General features: G+C 42.0%; 22 protein-coding genes. 16 read left to right on the forward strand and 6 right to left on the reverse strand.

What is annotated here, in order from left to right; translation table 11 throughout:
* Position 1: 1 nt before the first annotated feature.
* From rpmD to KDJ85_RS19075, 11 genes are all read left to right on the forward strand, one after another.
* On the forward strand, positions 2-181 hold the full coding sequence (rpmD, locus tag KDJ85_RS19025) for a 50S ribosomal protein L30 (RefSeq protein WP_004265475.1): 180 nt from the start codon (positions 2-4) through the stop codon (positions 179-181).
* Positions 182-184: 3 nt separating this feature from the next.
* A complete protein-coding gene (rplO, locus tag KDJ85_RS19030; protein ID WP_206086920.1) occupies positions 185-619 on the forward strand; it encodes a 50S ribosomal protein L15 in 435 nt (144 codons plus the stop codon).
* Between the two features lie 7 nt (positions 620-626).
* Complete coding sequence (gene secY / locus KDJ85_RS19035; protein ID WP_206086921.1) at positions 627-1,952, forward strand: preprotein translocase subunit SecY; 1,326 nt, start codon at positions 627-629, stop codon at positions 1,950-1,952.
* Between the two features lie 45 nt (positions 1,953-1,997).
* Positions 1,998-2,114, forward strand: coding sequence for a 50S ribosomal protein L36 (rpmJ, locus tag KDJ85_RS19040; RefSeq protein ID WP_206086922.1), 117 nt, complete (start codon positions 1,998-2,000; stop codon positions 2,112-2,114).
* Positions 2,115-2,259: 145 nt separating this feature from the next.
* A complete protein-coding gene (gene rpsM / locus KDJ85_RS19045) occupies positions 2,260-2,616 on the forward strand; it encodes a 30S ribosomal protein S13 (protein WP_004907144.1) in 357 nt (118 codons plus the stop codon).
* A gap of 16 nt (positions 2,617-2,632) precedes the next feature.
* Positions 2,633-3,022 (forward strand): 30S ribosomal protein S11, encoded by a 390-nt coding sequence (gene rpsK / locus KDJ85_RS19050; RefSeq protein ID WP_004388621.1) that lies wholly within the window; start codon positions 2,633-2,635, stop codon positions 3,020-3,022.
* A 37-nt stretch (positions 3,023-3,059) separates the two neighbouring features.
* Positions 3,060-3,680 carry a 30S ribosomal protein S4 gene (gene rpsD / locus KDJ85_RS19055; protein ID WP_004265487.1) on the forward strand — a complete coding sequence of 207 codons (621 nt, stop codon included), beginning with the start codon at positions 3,060-3,062 and terminating at the stop codon, positions 3,678-3,680.
* A gap of 25 nt (positions 3,681-3,705) precedes the next feature.
* Positions 3,706-4,695, forward strand: a complete 990-nt coding sequence (locus tag KDJ85_RS19060) for a DNA-directed RNA polymerase subunit alpha (protein WP_206086923.1) — start codon at positions 3,706-3,708, stop codon at positions 4,693-4,695.
* A gap of 37 nt (positions 4,696-4,732) precedes the next feature.
* Positions 4,733-5,119: a 50S ribosomal protein L17 gene (gene rplQ / locus KDJ85_RS19065; RefSeq protein ID WP_014657271.1), complete on the forward strand. Its 387-nt coding sequence runs from the start codon at positions 4,733-4,735 to the stop codon at positions 5,117-5,119.
* 135 nt (positions 5,120-5,254) lie between these two features.
* A complete protein-coding gene (zntR, locus tag KDJ85_RS19070; RefSeq protein WP_225820969.1) occupies positions 5,255-5,671 on the forward strand; it encodes a Zn(2+)-responsive transcriptional regulator in 417 nt (138 codons plus the stop codon).
* Positions 5,672-5,705: 34 nt separating this feature from the next.
* The gene (locus KDJ85_RS19075; protein WP_047756676.1) at positions 5,706-5,906 is read left to right on the forward strand and encodes an alternative ribosome-rescue factor A; all 201 of its coding nucleotides are present in this window, start codon (positions 5,706-5,708) and stop codon (positions 5,904-5,906) included.
* Here KDJ85_RS19075 and mscL read toward each other — a convergent pair whose 3' ends face one another.
* From mscL to def, 5 genes are all read right to left on the reverse strand, one after another.
* Positions 5,907-6,317, reverse strand: coding sequence for a large-conductance mechanosensitive channel protein MscL (gene mscL, locus KDJ85_RS19080; RefSeq protein ID WP_206086924.1), 411 nt, complete (start codon positions 6,315-6,317; stop codon positions 5,907-5,909).
* A 109-nt stretch (positions 6,318-6,426) separates the two neighbouring features.
* On the reverse strand, positions 6,427-7,803 hold the full coding sequence (trkA, locus tag KDJ85_RS19085; protein ID WP_206086925.1) for a Trk system potassium transporter TrkA: 1,377 nt from the start codon (positions 7,801-7,803) through the stop codon (positions 6,427-6,429).
* 33 nt (positions 7,804-7,836) lie between these two features.
* Positions 7,837-9,123, reverse strand: a complete 1,287-nt coding sequence (rsmB, locus tag KDJ85_RS19090) for a 16S rRNA (cytosine(967)-C(5))-methyltransferase RsmB (protein ID WP_225820961.1) — start codon at positions 9,121-9,123, stop codon at positions 7,837-7,839.
* A gap of 67 nt (positions 9,124-9,190) precedes the next feature.
* Positions 9,191-10,138 (reverse strand): methionyl-tRNA formyltransferase, encoded by a 948-nt coding sequence (gene fmt / locus KDJ85_RS19095; RefSeq protein WP_225820962.1) that lies wholly within the window; start codon positions 10,136-10,138, stop codon positions 9,191-9,193.
* A 28-nt stretch (positions 10,139-10,166) separates the two neighbouring features.
* Entirely contained in the window at positions 10,167-10,688 is a 522-nt protein-coding gene (gene def, locus KDJ85_RS19100; RefSeq protein ID WP_206086928.1) for a peptide deformylase, read from the reverse strand.
* A 132-nt stretch (positions 10,689-10,820) separates the two neighbouring features.
* On the opposite strand from def, the gene dprA reads away from it, so the two are divergent.
* Genes dprA through KDJ85_RS19125 form a run of 5 tightly spaced genes read left to right on the forward strand, consistent with a single transcriptional unit; the run spans position 10,821 to position 14,141 of the window.
* Positions 10,821-11,912 carry a DNA-processing protein DprA gene (gene dprA, locus KDJ85_RS19105; RefSeq protein ID WP_225820963.1) on the forward strand — a complete coding sequence of 364 codons (1,092 nt, stop codon included), beginning with the start codon at positions 10,821-10,823 and terminating at the stop codon, positions 11,910-11,912.
* A gap of 27 nt (positions 11,913-11,939) precedes the next feature.
* On the forward strand, positions 11,940-12,479 hold the full coding sequence (locus KDJ85_RS19110; RefSeq protein ID WP_225820964.1) for a DNA topoisomerase family protein: 540 nt from the start codon (positions 11,940-11,942) through the stop codon (positions 12,477-12,479).
* 12 nt (positions 12,480-12,491) lie between these two features.
* Positions 12,492-13,061, forward strand: a complete 570-nt coding sequence (gene tsaC / locus KDJ85_RS19115; RefSeq protein ID WP_225820965.1) for an L-threonylcarbamoyladenylate synthase type 1 TsaC — start codon at positions 12,492-12,494, stop codon at positions 13,059-13,061.
* 5 nt (positions 13,062-13,066) lie between these two features.
* Entirely contained in the window at positions 13,067-13,909 is an 843-nt protein-coding gene (aroE, locus tag KDJ85_RS19120; protein WP_225820966.1) for a shikimate dehydrogenase, read from the forward strand.
* A complete protein-coding gene (locus KDJ85_RS19125) occupies positions 13,881-14,141 on the forward strand; it encodes a DUF1488 family protein (protein ID WP_225820967.1) in 261 nt (86 codons plus the stop codon). The genes aroE and KDJ85_RS19125 overlap by 29 nt, the downstream gene beginning before the upstream one ends.
* On the opposite strand, the gene KDJ85_RS19130 is transcribed toward KDJ85_RS19125, so the two are convergent.
* Positions 14,117-14,662, reverse strand: coding sequence for a gamma carbonic anhydrase family protein (locus KDJ85_RS19130; protein WP_225820968.1), 546 nt, complete (start codon positions 14,660-14,662; stop codon positions 14,117-14,119). The genes KDJ85_RS19125 and KDJ85_RS19130 overlap by 25 nt on opposite strands.
* Between the last annotated feature and the right edge of the window lie 335 nt (positions 14,663-14,997).

The raw sequence follows: 14,997 nt of genomic DNA on the forward strand, positions 1-14,997 counted from the left end.
CATGGCTAAGACTATTAAAATTACACAAGTTCGCAGTTCAATCGGTCGTCTGCCTAAACATAAGGCAACACTGGTCGGTTTAGGTCTGCGTCGCATTGGTCATACAGTAGAGCGTGAGGATACTCCTGCCGTTCGTGGTATGGTCAACTTGGTTTCCTACATGGTTAAAGTTGAGGAGTAAGAGATGCGTTTAAATACTCTGTCTCCGGCTGAAGGTGCCAAGCACGCGCCTAAACGCGTAGGTCGTGGTATCGGTTCTGGTCTGGGTAAAACTGGCGGACGTGGTCACAAAGGTCAGAAGTCTCGTTCTGGCGGTGGCGTACGTCGTGGTTTCGAAGGTGGCCAGATGCCTTTATACCGTCGTTTGCCGAAATTCGGCTTTACTTCACGCAAAGCAATGATCACTGCAGAGATTCGTCTGTCTGATTTTGCAGCTGTTGAAGGCGATGTTATTGATCTGAACGCACTGAAAGCCGCGAACGTTGTTGGCATCCAGATTGAATTTGCGAAAGTTATTCTGTCTGGCGAAGTGAACCGTGCAGTTACTGTACGTGGCCTTCGTGTTACTAAAGGTGCTCGCGCTGCAATCGAAGCTGCCGGCGGTAAAATTGAGGAATAAGTGACAGATGGCTAAACAACCAGGATTAGATTTTCAAAGTGCCAAAGGTGGAGCTGGCGAACTTAAACGCAGACTTTTGTTTGTAATTGGTGCGCTAATTGTATTCCGAATTGGTTCTTTTATTCCAATCCCTGGTATTGATGCCACTGTGCTTGCCAAATTGCTCGAACAGCAACAAGGCACCATCATTGAAATGTTTAACATGTTCTCTGGTGGTGCTCTTAGCCGTGCTTCTATCTTTGCTTTGGGTATCATGCCGTATATTTCGGCATCGATCATTGTCCAATTATTATCAGTGGTTAATCCACGATTAGCAGAGATTAAGAAGGAAGGAGAAGCAGGTCGTCGGAAGATAAGCCAATATACTCGTTGGGGTACTCTGGTATTAGCAATATTCCAATCTATTGGTATTGCAATGGGTCTACCGAATATGCCAGGGATGCAAGGATTAGTGATTGATCCAGGCCTTCCGTTCTACTTTACGGCAGTTGTTAGCTTAGTCACAGGAACAATGTTCCTGATGTGGTTAGGCGAACAGATAACTGAAAGAGGTATCGGTAACGGTATTTCAATCATTATCTTCGCTGGTATCGTTGCGGGATTACCGCCGGCCATTGGCCATACCATCGAGCAAGCTCGGCAAGGCGATCTGCACTTCCTCCTGTTGCTGTTGGTTGCGGTGTTAGTATTCGCGGTAACTTTCTTTGTTGTGTTTATGGAACGTGGTCAACGTCGTATTGTCGTTAATTACGCTAAACGTCAGCAAGGGCGCCGTGTTTATGCAGCACAAAGTACACATTTACCGTTAAAAGTGAATATGGCGGGTGTAATTCCTGCAATTTTTGCTTCCAGTATCATACTATTCCCGGGTACAATAGCATCTTGGTTTGGTGATGGAACTGGCTGGGACTGGCTGACTACAATTTCTATGTACTTACAGCCTGGTCAACCGTTGTATGTGTTGCTTTATGCTTCTGCGATCATCTTCTTCTGTTTCTTCTATACGGCGTTGGTCTTCAACCCGAGAGAAACAGCAGATAACCTGAAGAAGTCCGGTGCATTTGTACCAGGAATTCGTCCGGGAGAGCAAACGGCCAAGTACATTGATAAGGTAATGACTCGCCTGACATTAGTTGGTGCGTTATACATTACCTTTATCTGCCTAATCCCGGAGTTCATGCGTGACGCAATGAAAGTACCTTTCTACTTTGGTGGTACTTCCCTCTTAATTGTGGTTGTTGTTATCATGGACTTTATGGCTCAAGTGCAAACTCTGATGATGTCAAGTCAGTATGAGTCTGCATTGAAGAAAGCAAACCTTAAAGGTAAATAATCACTTAGTGTGGTTATGGTTTGCTAGAAGTTACGGAGAGTAAAAATGAAAGTTCGTGCTTCCGTCAAGAAATTATGCCGTAACTGTAAAGTTATCCGTCGCCATGGTAGCGTTCGTGTAATTTGCAGTGTTGAACCAAGACATAAACAACGTCAAGGTTAAGAAAAAGCATTTTTTTCTTGCAAAGTTGGGTTGAGCTGGCTAAATTAGCCAGCCAATCTTTTTTATCTAAGATACATTATTGTTTGAGTATCCTGAAAACGGGCTTTTCAGCACAGTAATGTATATTTTAACTTAGGAGTGCATAGTGGCCCGTATAGCAGGCATTAACATTCCTGATCATAAACATACCGTAATCGCTTTAACATCGATTTTCGGAATCGGCAAAACTCGTTCACAGGCTATCTGTGAAGCAACTGGTATTGCTGAAAATGTTAAGATCAGTGAGCTGTCTGAAGAACAAATCGACAAGCTGCGTGACGAAGTTGCCAAGTATGTGGTAGAAGGTGACCTACGTCGTGAAATTACCCTGAGCATCAAGCGTCTGATGGACCTTGGATGTTACCGTGGTTTACGTCATCGTCGTGGTCTTCCTGTGCGCGGACAGCGTACTAAGACTAACGCTCGTACCCGCAAGGGTCCGCGTAAGCCGATCAAGAAATAAGTCGGGGTATTGAATAATGGCAAAGGCACCAGTTCGTGCACGTAAGCGTGTAAGAAAACAAGTCTCAGACGGTGTGGCTCATATCCATGCTTCTTTCAACAACACAATCGTTACAATTACTGACCGTCAGGGTAACGCATTAGGTTGGGCAACTGCCGGTGGTTCCGGTTTCCGTGGTTCTCGCAAATCCACTCCGTTCGCAGCTCAGGTTGCGGCAGAGCGTTGCGCAGAAGCTGTGAAAGAATACGGAATCAAAAACCTGGAAGTTATGGTTAAGGGACCGGGTCCGGGTCGCGAATCAACAATTCGTGCTCTGAACGCCGCTGGTTTCCGCATCACTAATATTACTGATGTGACTCCTATCCCTCATAACGGTTGTCGCCCACCGAAAAAACGTCGCGTTTAATACGTTTCGTTTTTTTTAGGACTGTTGGAGAAAGAAAATGGCTAGATATTTGGGTCCTAAGCTCAAGCTGAGCCGTCGCGAAGGAACAGACCTCTTTCTGAAGTCTGGTGTTCGCGCGATTGACACCAAGTGTAAATTAGAACAGGCACCAGGCCAGCACGGAGCGCGTAAACCGCGTCTGTCTGACTACGGTGTTCAGTTACGTGAAAAACAAAAAGTTCGTCGTATCTACGGTGTTCTGGAACGTCAATTCCGTAACTATTACAAAGAAGCAACACGTCTAAAAGGCAACACAGGTGAAAACCTGCTGACTCTGCTGGAAGGTCGTCTTGATAACGTCGTTTATCGTATGGGCTTTGGCGCAACTCGCGCAGAAGCACGTCAAATGGTTAGCCATAAAGCTATCATGGTAAATGGTCGTGTTGTTAATATCGCTTCTTATCAGGTTTCCCCGAATGACGTTATCAGCGTTCGTGAGAAAGCTAAAAAACAGTCTCGTATTAAGGCTGCTTTAGAGCTGGCTGAACAGCGTGAGAAGCCAACTTGGCTGGAAGTTGATGCTGCTAAAATGGAAGGTGTGTTCAAACGTATTCCTGAACGTACTGACTTGTCTGCGGACATTAACGAACACCTGATCGTCGAGCTTTACTCCAAGTAAAGCTTAGCACCAAAGAGAGGACACAATGCAGGGTTCTGTGACAGAGTTTCTAAAACCGCGCCTGGTAGATATCGAGCAAGTGAGTTCGACGCACGCTAAGGTGACCCTTGAGCCTTTAGAGCGTGGCTTTGGCCATACTCTAGGTAACGCACTGCGCCGTATTCTGCTTTCGTCTATGCCGGGTTGTGCGGTGACAGAGGTTGAGATTGATGGTGTACTGCATGAGTACAGCACCAAAGAAGGTGTACAGGAAGATATCCTGGAGATTCTCCTCAACCTGAAAGGGCTGGCGGTAAAAGTTCAGGGGAAAGATGAAGTTATTTTAACCTTGAATAAATCTGGCATTGGCCCTGTGACTGCAGCCGATATCATCCATGATGGTGATGTCGAAATCGTCAAGCCACAGCATATCATCTGCCACCTCACTGACGAAAACGCATCTATTAATATGCGTATTAAAGTTCAGCGTGGTCGTGGTTATGTGCCGGCTTCTGCCCGAGTTCATTCGGAAGAAGATGAGCGCCCAATTGGTCGTTTGTTAGTCGATGCTTGCTACAGCCCTGTAGAGCGTATTGCCTACAATGTTGAAGCAGCTCGTGTTGAGCAACGTACTGACTTGGATAAGTTAGTTATCGAAATGGAAACTAATGGTACAATCGATCCTGAAGAGGCGATTCGCCGTGCAGCGACCATTCTGGCTGAACAGCTTGAAGCTTTTGTTGATTTACGTGATGTACGTCAACCAGAAGTTAAAGAAGAGAAACCAGAATTCGATCCTATCTTATTGCGCCCAGTTGACGATCTGGAATTGACTGTCCGCTCTGCTAACTGCCTTAAAGCAGAAGCTATCCACTACATCGGTGATCTGGTACAGCGTACAGAAGTTGAGTTGCTTAAAACGCCTAACCTTGGTAAGAAATCTCTTACTGAAATTAAGGACGTCTTGGCATCTCGTGGTCTTTCTCTGGGCATGCGCTTAGAAAATTGGCCACCAGCAAGTATTGCTGATGATTAAGATCACAGGTTAAGGTTTTACTGAGAAGGATAAGGTCATGCGCCATCGTAAGAGTGGTCGTCAATTGAACCGCAACAGCAGCCACCGCCAAGCTATGTTCCGTAACATGGCTGGTTCTTTAGTTCGTCATGAGATCATCAAGACGACTCTGCCTAAAGCGAAAGAACTGCGTCGCGTCGTTGAGCCGCTGATTACTCTTGCCAAGACCGACAGCGTAGCTAATCGTCGTCTGGCATTCGCACGTACTCGTGATAACGAGATCGTTGCAAAATTATTTAATGAACTGGGACCTCGTTTCGCAGCTCGTGCTGGTGGTTACACTCGTATTCTTAAGTGTGGCTTCCGTACAGGCGACAACGCTCCGATGGCTTACATCGAGCTTGTTGACCGTGCTGTTGAGTCTCAAGAAGCAGCTGCAGAGTAATCTACAGTAGCTTTCAAGAAAACCGGGTATATTTGCCCGGTTTTTTTGTACCTGCTATTCTTACCCTTCGAATGATTTTTTCTTCCCTTGAATTTTCTATTATCAATCCTTATTTACAGGTAAAGCATTATGAGCATGTATAAGATAGGTGAGATTGCCAAGTTAGCTGATGTAACTCCAGATACAGTTCGTTTCTATGAGAAACAAGGGTTAATGGGGCACAAAGTACGTACCGAAGGTGGTTATCGTTTATTTACAGAACAAGATCTCCAGAGATTACGTTTTATCCGTTATGCAAAGCAGTTAGGTTTTACTTTAGAAGCAATATCAGAGCTATTATCTATTCGTGTTGATCCAGAACACCATACTTGTCAGGAGTCTAAACATATTGTCGATATCAGATTACTGGAAGTTGAAAAAAAGATTCAAGAGCTTATTATCATGCGTGATTCACTGAAGATGTTGAGTTCTGCATGCTGTGGTGAGGAACATGCGACAACATACTGTTCTATTATGGAGATTCTAGAGCGTGGTGCATCTAAGGTTTATTAAGGTTATTAATTGAAACTAATGAAGGTATTATATTATGAGTAAATATCAGCACAAACGTGGTGAGATAAAAGATAATGCAATTGAAGCATTACTTCATGACCCATTATTTCGCCAACGAGTAGAAAAAAATAAAAAAGGGAAAGGAAGTTATACAAGAAAAGGAAAAAATAATAAGGCAAATAACTGGGAGGCCAGTGGTAATAGGTTTATTTACTTATTACCACTGGCTTTTTAGTTATTTTTTATTCTGCTCTTTTAATAAATCGCGAATTTCTGATAATAAAACTTCTTCAGTAGAGGGTGGCGTTGGTTCAGCTGGTGCAGCTTCTTTTTCACGACGAACTTTATTCATTACTTTAATTGCCATGAAGATCGCAAAAGCAACAATAACAAAGTCAAATACAGTTTGTATAAACATCCCATAATTAAGTACAACAGCTGGCAAATCACCTTGTGCCTCTTTTAGAACAACACTGAATGATTTAAAGTCTACCCCACCAATGAGTAGGCCTAATGGGGGCATGATGACATCGGCAACTAATGAAGAAACAATCTTACCAAATGCAGCACCAATAATAATACCGACAGCCATATCTACTACATTGCCTTTCATGGCAAATTCGCGAAAATCTTTTAAAAAACTCATCGACGACCCCTTAATAAATAACTCAATTGAAACAAAGTGTGTGTTAGGTTAATAAATTATAGTCGCTAGATTTATTAAGCTGCAAATATTTACGTTCTTTTTTATTCTTTTATAAAAAGAACGGGCTTGGTTGGAATAATTTCTCCACGTCAGGAACGTATTTTTTATCTGTAATAAACATAATGACGTGGTCACCTTGTTCAATAATATGATAATCACTAGCTATAATAACTTCCTCTTCTCGAACTATTGCGCCAATAATTGTTCCTGGAGGAAGTTTAATTTCAGATATTTTTTTACCGACCACTTTTGAGGTATTTTCATCACCGTGTGCAATAGCTTCAATGGCCTCGGCGACACCTCTTCTTAAAGAAGAAACGCTAACAATATCGGCTTTTCTTACATGGCTTAATAGAGCAGAGATCGTGGCTTGCTGAGGAGAGACGGCAATATCAATCACTCCCCCCTGAACAAGCTCAACGTAGGCTGAACGCTGGATAAGCACCATTGCTTTCTTGGCCCCCATTTTTTTCGCTAACATTGCAGACATAATATTAGCTTCATCATCATTTGTGAGGGCGATAAACACATCCATTTGCTCAATATGTTCTTCAGTGAGTAGCTCTTGGTCAGATGCATCACCATAAAATACGATGGTATCATGTAGTAGTTGCGCTAATTCAGTCGCGCGTTGCTGGTTTCGCTCGATAAGCTTAACGCTATAATCTTTTTCTAAACGCCGAGCTAGACCCGCGCCAACATTTCCTCCACCCACAATCATTAAGCGTTTATAGGGTTTTTCCAGCCTTTGTAGCTCACTCATTACTGCGCGAATATGTTGTGTTGAAGCGACAAAGAAGACTTCATCACCTGCTTCAATAACCGTTGAGCCTTGAGGACGAATAGGGCGATCTTGCCGAAATATCGCAACAACGCGTGTATCGATATGTGGCATATGTTCACGTAAGCTAGATAAAGCATTCCCTACCAGTGAACCACCATAGTAAGCTTTTACAGCAACAATACTGACTTTCCCTTCCGCAAAATTAACAACCTGAAGAGCACCAGGATATTGAATCAGTTTATAGATATAGTCGATAACCAATTGCTCAGGTGATATCAGGTAGTCAATAGGGATCTGCTCTGGAAGAAAAAGCTTATCTGCCTCACGGATATATTCGGTGGCTCTGATCCGTGCAATTTTATTCGGCGTATTAAATAGGCTATATGCAATTTGGCAAGCAATCATATTTGTTTCGTCAGAGTTAGTGACCGCGACTAACATATCAGCATCTTCAGCTCCTGCGTCACGAAGTACGCGTGGATGGGAGCCATGACCATTGACAACACGTAGATCGAATTGATCTTGCAGCTGGCGCAGACGATCGCCATCGGTATCAACGACTGTAATATCATTGTTCTCATCAACTAAATTTTCAGCAAGTGTGCCACCGACTTGCCCAGCGCCTAGAATAATGATTTTCATTGCATATTCCTATATTAGGTAACTCATGACTTATTATTGTGCTTGTTTTATTATACGTGCATAAAAGAAGCCATCACCACCTTCGGCACTTGGCAATATTTGCAGTCCTGCCTCTGTTCCATCATTTAGATGTGCATCGGAATGTTTAGTAAGGAACCGTTGTATTTGCTGACAGTTTTCTTCAGGCATGACAGAACAGGTCGCATACAATAAAGTACCACCTGTTTTTAGATAAGGCCAAACAGCCTCTAAGATTTTAGCCTGTAATTCTGCCAGTTCATTGATATCGGAGTCACGACGTAGCCATTTTATGTCAGGGTGACGACGGATAACCCCAGTTGCCGAACAAGGTGCATCAAGTAAAATCCGATCAAATTGCTGCCCATCAGCCCATTTTTCGGGCTGTGTACCGTCTCCTTGCACGACAGTAGCGTGTTGCTTAAGACGAATTAAATTCTCTTTTACTCGTTTTAGACGGGTTTCATCAATATCAACTGCAAGTACATTAGCTTTTGGTGCGAGCTCTAAAATATGTGTTGTTTTGCCACCTGGTGCCGCACATAAATCTAAAATATTGTCACCATTTTGTGGTTCAAGTCGTTCTGCACAGCCTTGAGCAGAAACATCTTGTACTGTTGACCAACCCTCATCGAAGCCTGGTAATTTTGTAACTGCGGTAGGTTCCTCTAAGCGGATAGCACTAGGATGAGTTGGGTGCAAGTGCGCCGCTATTCCTGCTTGTTCTAACAGACTAAGATATTGCTCAGCTGTATGATGTTGGGAGTTGGTTCTTAGCCACATAGGCGGGCGCTGATTATTTGCTTCAACAATAGTTTGCCAATCATTAGGATAAGCAATTTGTAAACGCTTGAGTAACCAACTTGGGTGAAGGTATTGGCTATTGTTATTCGCGATCCGTTCTTCTAATTGAACCTGTTGGCGTTGAAAAGAACGTAATACACCATTGATTAAGCCTTTTAGTTGAGGTCGTTTGAGTGCGACGGCACCATTTACGGTTTCAGCTAATGCTGCATGGGCTGGTATACGAGTGTAGAGTAGCTGATAGATACCAACCATAATTAGATAGTGCAAGGTTCTCTGTTTACCCGTGAGCGGTTTTTCCATTAATTGGCTAATAAACCATTCAAGCTTAGGTAAATAACGTAGAACACCAAAGCAAATCTCTTGTAATAATGCTCTATCTTTATCGTTGATATTACGCTGTAAATCAGGCAAAACAGTACTTAATGATTGCCCATTATCGATAACTTGGTTAATTGCAGTCGCAGCGAGACTACGCAAATTGTATGTGTTTTTCATAAGTGAAGATGGGTCTTTTAGTTACTAAAATAAAACTGCCTGATATTTCAGGCAGTTTACAGATTCGTTAATCGAGAATTTGCTCTGGGGTAAACCATTCACGGCGGGAGTTTAGTATGTCCTGCGCACTCATGGCTTTTTTGCCAGGTGGTTGTAATTGGATGATATTTAATGCGCCATTCCCCGTGGCAATGCATATCCCATTTTTATCCGCACGAATGATTGTTCCAGGTTGCTTACCCTGTAAATCTTCAATCACTTCAGCTTGCCAAACCTTAATTAGTTGTTCCTGAACCATAAAATAGCTCATCGGCCATGGGTTAAATGCACGGATACAACGTTCAATATGAGTCGCATCTTGTTGCCAATCAATACGAGCTTCTTCTTTAGAGAGTTTTTCTGCGTAATTGGCAAGAGCATCATTTTGCTTTTCTGGTGTACATTGGCCCGTAGATAACATATTAACCGTATGAATTAAAGCTTCTGGCCCAGTGATAGCCAGTTTTTCATATAGGGTTGCACTGGTATCGTTCGGTGTGATGGGGCAAACGGCTTTGTACAGCATGTCGCCAGTATCTAATCCTGCATCCATCTGCATAATTGTCACCCCTGTTTCAGCGTCCCCAGCCCAAATTGAACGCTGAATTGGTGCTGCTCCACGCCAACGAGGCAATAAGGAACCATGTACATTCAAACAGCCTAAGCGAGGAATGTCTAAAACAGCTTGAGGTAAAATCAAACCATATGCGACAACGATCATGAGATCTGCGTTTTTGTCTTTGAGCCACTGTTGATTTTCAGCGTCTCTTAGAGATACGGGTTGAAAAACAGGGATGTCATGTTCCTGCGCTAAAACTTTTACAGGGCTCGGCGTTAGTTTTTTGCCTCTACCTGCCGGTTTATCATGGCGAGTAAGAACGCCAACGATTTGGTGCTGGGTTTCAAGAAGAGCAGCTAAATGTTTTGCTGCAAAATCAGGCGTTCCTGCAAAGATAATTTTCAATGGTTCTGACACGTTAATTTCCCTGTTTTTATTCACTAAACTAGCTATTTTTTGCCTCTTTTGCTCTAAGCCTATCGAGCTTTTCAACTTTCTGGCGAATACGTTGGCGCTTTAATGGCGATAAGTAATCAACAAACAGCTTACCAACAAGGTGATCCATTTCATGTTGGATACAAATAGCCAATAAACCGTCAGCTTCGAGTTCAAAAAGCTCGCCATTATAATCTAATGCACGGATTTTGACTTGCTCTGCTCGAGGAACAAAACCTTGCTGCTCAGGAATAGAAAGACATCCTTCTTCGATACCCGTTTCACCTGATTTATCTAATAATTCAGGATTGATAATCACTAAACGTTGGTCACGTGTTTCAGACACATCAATAACAATGATCCGCTGGTGGATATCTACTTGCGTAGCAGCGAGCCCAATACCTTCTTCCTCGTACATGGTATCGAACATATCATCTACAATGCGTTGAATTTGTGCATCAACTTTTTCGACTGGCTTAGCAATTGTGCGTAAGCGCTCGTCTGGATAATGTAATACGTTTAAGACTGACATAAATTTTTCGAGCGGTTTCCAAAAAGTGAATGGGAATTAATGCTTATTCTAGACATTTCTCGGGCATATTGACAGTATTGGTTATGATTTGTTCACTGAGGAACATATCTACTAATCAGTCAGGATGACGAAATGAACCTCCAAGAAATATGGTTAAGAATGTCTCTGGTAAGTCGGTTATTACCCATTCATGCAGTAGGCATTATTAATGAGCTTAAACAACTTAGTAAAATCAGTAATAGGGCTTTGCAACACTGTGGCTTAAACGAAATACAGAGGCTGCAATTCCTTAATGTGCCAAAGCACCGATTGGAAAAAGTACAACAATGGTTAATGGATAAAAGTAATCAAATGATTACTTTTATAGACCCTCTTTATCCTTTTTTATTAAAACAGATCCATCACCCGCCACTTTTGCTTTTTGTGGTTGGAAGAAAAGAAATACTTGCAACGCAACAAATCGCTTTAGTTGGAAGTCGGCAAGCGAGTGAGTATGGTAGAAAGTGGTCGATAGAGTTTGTTAAGGATTTTGTTCAATATGGGGCGGCGATTACCAGTGGACTTGCGTTAGGCATTGATGGGATAAGCCATAAGGCTGCACTTGATAACAATGGCGTGACTATTGCCGTTTTGGGTAGTGGCTTGGAAAATATTTATCCGAAACAACATGACGCACTTGCTGAACAAATAAAAGAAAATGGGGCTCTTGTATCGGAATACTGGCCAGACACTCCACCATTACCCAAACAGTTTCCAAGACGAAATCGAATTATTAGCGGGTTAAGTAAAATGGTAGTCGTCATAGAAGCGGGTATGAAAAGTGGCTCCTTAATTACAGCGCGTTATGCTATTGAGCAAAATCGTGACCTTTTTACGCTTCCTGCGCCTCTTGGCAATCCTGCATTTGGTGGTAACCTCTGGTTATTGCAACAAGGTGCTTATTTATTAGTGGATGCTGAGGATATTTTACAGCATTTAAGGGATGGGCTAAATTGGGTCCAATCTGAGCTTTCCATCGATGCTTATAAGAACAATGACACGTTTCCCAAGCTTAGTTTGGTTGAAAATAAAATTTTTGATGTGGTGGGTTTCCAAGTTACACCAGTGGATACTATCGCGACTCAAGTTCAGATGCCGATTACTCAAGTTGTTTCAATATTAACAGAAATGGAAATTAATGGTGTGATTCGCTCCTGCTCTGGTGGATATATCAGACTAAGTTAATTGATTGATTAAAAGTAAGAGAAAAAAATGTCGAAACAATTGCCTTTTGATACAGATAAGAACGAATATTGCCCAGAGTGTAATTCTTTGCTGGTGATCCGTAATAGTAGCCATGGGCCTTTTCTTGGATGCTCTAGTTATCCAGAATGTCACTATATGCGCCCATTGAGGGCAAGTATTGAAAGTCATATTATCAAGGTTTTAGATGGGCAGCTTTGTCCTCAGTGTGGGCATGACCTAGTATTGAAACAAGGTCGGTTTGGTATGTTCATTGGTTGTAGTCATTACCCTGAATGTGAGCATATTGAGCTCATAGATAAACCAGATGAAACAAAAGTTCCTTGCCCACAATGCCAAAAAGGCAATTTACTCCAAAGAAAATCCCGTTTTGGAAAAACTTTTTATGCCTGCGATAACTACCCTAACTGTCAGTTTATTCTTAATAATAAGCCTACAGTTGGCAAATGCATGTTTTGTGAATATCCATTATTGATGGAAAAAAGGGGGGGACAGGGAGTAAGATTATTTTGTGCCAGCAAACGCTGCGGTAAGCAACAAGAAGAATAATGAGTTAAAACTATGTCAAATGAATCTACACCTGCAATTGAAAGTATTATTGTTTCGTTAAAACAAGAAAAAGTGATCGCCTATCCAACTGAAGCTGTTTTTGGTTTAGGTTGTGACCCTGACAGCGAGACGGCAGTTCATCAGCTTTTAGACCTTAAACAGCGCCCTTGGGAAAAAGGATTAATTCTCATTGCTGATACTTATGAGCAATTAAAAGATTACATCGATGATGCACAATTAACGGAAGAACAAAAACAAGCGATGTTCGCAACATGGCCAGGGCCTGTGACATGGGTTATTCCAGCTAAAACAACAACACCTAAATGGTTAACAGGGCGGTTTGATACACTAGCCGTGAGAGTTACCGACCATGCACTTGTCAAAAAACTTTGTCGTCATTATGGTAAGCCATTGGTATCAACAAGTGCCAATTTAAGCGGGTTTGAGCCATGTAGAACCACTGAAGAGGTTATTGCACAGTTTAATGACAGAGTGCCTGTGCTTGATGGAAATGTTGGTGGCCGCCAGAACCCATCTGAAATCAGGGATGCCAAGACAGGCGAATTGTATCGTAAAGGATAATATTAATGAAAATGTTTGCAGTCTTTGGAAATCCGATTCAGCACAGTAAATCACCGTTTATACATAAGATGTTTGCAGAACAAACGGGGATTGCGCTTGAGTATGAAAAAATTTTAGCACCGATAGAAAACTTTGAAGAAAGTTTGGGCGTTTTTTTTTCACAAGGTGGAAAAGGGGCAAACATCACATTGCCATTTAAGGAGCGGGCTTTTTTAGTTGTTTCTGAGTTGACTGAGCGTGCTCAAATTTGTGGTGCGGTCAATACGGTGATGAAGCTTGATGATAACCGACTGCTTGGTGATAACACAGATGGGATGGGGTTACTGTTAGACTTACAACGTTTAGAATTTGTGCAGTCAAATAGTCGAGTACTCATCATCGGTGCTGGTGGAGCAACACGAGGTGCGTTATTACCTCTTTTAGAGTTTGGTTGTGATATCACACTGACAAATAGAACTCTTTCTAAAGTAGAAACGTTAGTGAATGAGTTCTCCTCATTAGGCAAGATTCGAGGAAAGGCGCTTGAACAGGTTTGCTCAGCAGATTTTGATCTGGTTATAAATGCGACGTCATCAGGCGTTAGTGGAGAGATCCCTGCGATTAATCCAATTGTTTTTACAAAGAAAGTTGCTTGTTATGACATGTTTTATCAAGCGACATTAACACCTTTCCTTGAGTTTGCGCGTCAACATCAGGTGACAAAAATTGCTGATGGGCTTGGGATGTTAGTTGGGCAAGCCGCATTTTCGTTCAAATTATGGCATGGTGTTCAACCAGAAATTACACCTGTTTTATCTGCTTTATATAAGGAATTAAAAGGTGAATCAATTGATCCAGTTCCCCGATAGGGAAGAATGGGATGAATCATCTGAGGTGGTACGTTTCCCCGTGTTAATTAGCGGCCTACTTGCGGAATGCACTATTTCACAAGCTCTTTTACTTCAACGATATGGTGAACAAGAAACGGCATTAGTACTTTTTCAACAAAATCGATGGGATATAGAAGAAGAGTTTGAAGCCTTGATCGCACAAGGCTTCGATGATGAAAATGGAATTTACGTATTATCAGAAGATAAATAGTTATTTTTCCATTCAACATAATTATTGGCGGAATAACGTAAATGCGCGAGTTCAGCATCAGTCAGTTTCCTGATGGCTTTTGCTGGGCTGCCCGTATACAAATAGCCAGATTCCAAACGCTTACCTTGGGTAACTAGACTGTTCGCACCAATCACGACATCATCTTCTATGATAGCCCCATCAATTATGATTGAGCCCATTCCGACTAATACTCGATTACCAATAGTGCAACCATGAAGCATAACTTTGTGTCCAACAGTGACATCTTCACCAATGATTAGTGGATTTCCCTCTGGATTGCTGGCGGATTTGTGTGTCACATGTAATACGGAGCCATCTTGAATATTCGTACGAGCGCCAATAGCAATATAGTTAACATCTCCACGTAAAACGGAAAGAGGCCAAATACTGACATCCTTAGCTAATCGTACATCGCCAATAACCACTGAAGATGGATCGATAAAAACTCGTGGTTCAAGTGAAGGATAGATGCCCAAGTAAGATCGTAAAGGTTTATTCATATCAATAGCCATAAAAATGAAAAAGAGAGAATGATAAGTAACTTGTTAACTTATTATGAGTTAATGTACTAAATAAGTAAGCCAAAGTAAGAATTATAGGTACAGAACTGCTCTTTTTATAACCATTGTGAGGCTAAAAAAGGCAAGGTGGTGATTTTATCCTCAAACAGTGTTTTTTTTTAAAAAAAAGGTTGTGTAATTCTGCTACCTCCCTATAATGCGCATCCGTTGTCACGATAAACCGCTTCGGCGAAAAGGGGAAACCCAGTGATAACGGAGGTGAAGAAAGAAAAAGTTGAAAATAAACACTTGACTTTCTAAAAGAAAAACGTAAT

The sequence above is a fragment of the Providencia vermicola genome, from assembly GCF_020381325.1.
Classification (GTDB): domain Bacteria; phylum Pseudomonadota; class Gammaproteobacteria; order Enterobacterales; family Enterobacteriaceae; genus Providencia; species Providencia vermicola.

Coding starts and splice junctions, on each gene's coding strand:
- rpmD (WP_004265475.1), top strand. CDS start 2: ATGGCTAAGACTATTAAAATTACACAAGTTCGCAGTTCAATCGGTCGT.
- rplO (WP_206086920.1), top strand. CDS start 185: ATGCGTTTAAATACTCTGTCTCCGGCTGAAGGTGCCAAGCACGCGCCT.
- secY (WP_206086921.1), top strand. CDS start 627: ATGGCTAAACAACCAGGATTAGATTTTCAAAGTGCCAAAGGTGGAGCT.
- rpmJ (WP_206086922.1), top strand. CDS start 1,998: ATGAAAGTTCGTGCTTCCGTCAAGAAATTATGCCGTAACTGTAAAGTT.
- rpsK (WP_004388621.1), top strand. CDS start 2,633: ATGGCAAAGGCACCAGTTCGTGCACGTAAGCGTGTAAGAAAACAAGTC.
- rpsD (WP_004265487.1), top strand. CDS start 3,060: ATGGCTAGATATTTGGGTCCTAAGCTCAAGCTGAGCCGTCGCGAAGGA.
- KDJ85_RS19060 (WP_206086923.1), top strand. CDS start 3,706: ATGCAGGGTTCTGTGACAGAGTTTCTAAAACCGCGCCTGGTAGATATC.
- rplQ (WP_014657271.1), top strand. CDS start 4,733: ATGCGCCATCGTAAGAGTGGTCGTCAATTGAACCGCAACAGCAGCCAC.
- zntR (WP_225820969.1), top strand. CDS start 5,255: ATGTATAAGATAGGTGAGATTGCCAAGTTAGCTGATGTAACTCCAGAT.
- KDJ85_RS19075 (WP_047756676.1), top strand. CDS start 5,706: ATGAGTAAATATCAGCACAAACGTGGTGAGATAAAAGATAATGCAATT.
- mscL (WP_206086924.1), bottom strand. CDS start 6,317: ATGAGTTTTTTAAAAGATTTTCGCGAATTTGCCATGAAAGGCAATGTA.
- trkA (WP_206086925.1), bottom strand. CDS start 7,803: ATGAAAATCATTATTCTAGGCGCTGGGCAAGTCGGTGGCACACTTGCT.
- rsmB (WP_225820961.1), bottom strand. CDS start 9,123: ATGAAAAACACATACAATTTGCGTAGTCTCGCTGCGACTGCAATTAAC.
- def (WP_206086928.1), bottom strand. CDS start 10,688: ATGTCAGTCTTAAACGTATTACATTATCCAGACGAGCGCTTACGCACA.
- dprA (WP_225820963.1), top strand. CDS start 10,821: ATGAACCTCCAAGAAATATGGTTAAGAATGTCTCTGGTAAGTCGGTTA.
- KDJ85_RS19110 (WP_225820964.1), top strand. CDS start 11,940: ATGTCGAAACAATTGCCTTTTGATACAGATAAGAACGAATATTGCCCA.
- tsaC (WP_225820965.1), top strand. CDS start 12,492: ATGTCAAATGAATCTACACCTGCAATTGAAAGTATTATTGTTTCGTTA.
- aroE (WP_225820966.1), top strand. CDS start 13,067: ATGAAAATGTTTGCAGTCTTTGGAAATCCGATTCAGCACAGTAAATCA.
- KDJ85_RS19130 (WP_225820968.1), bottom strand. CDS start 14,662: ATGAATAAACCTTTACGATCTTACTTGGGCATCTATCCTTCACTTGAA.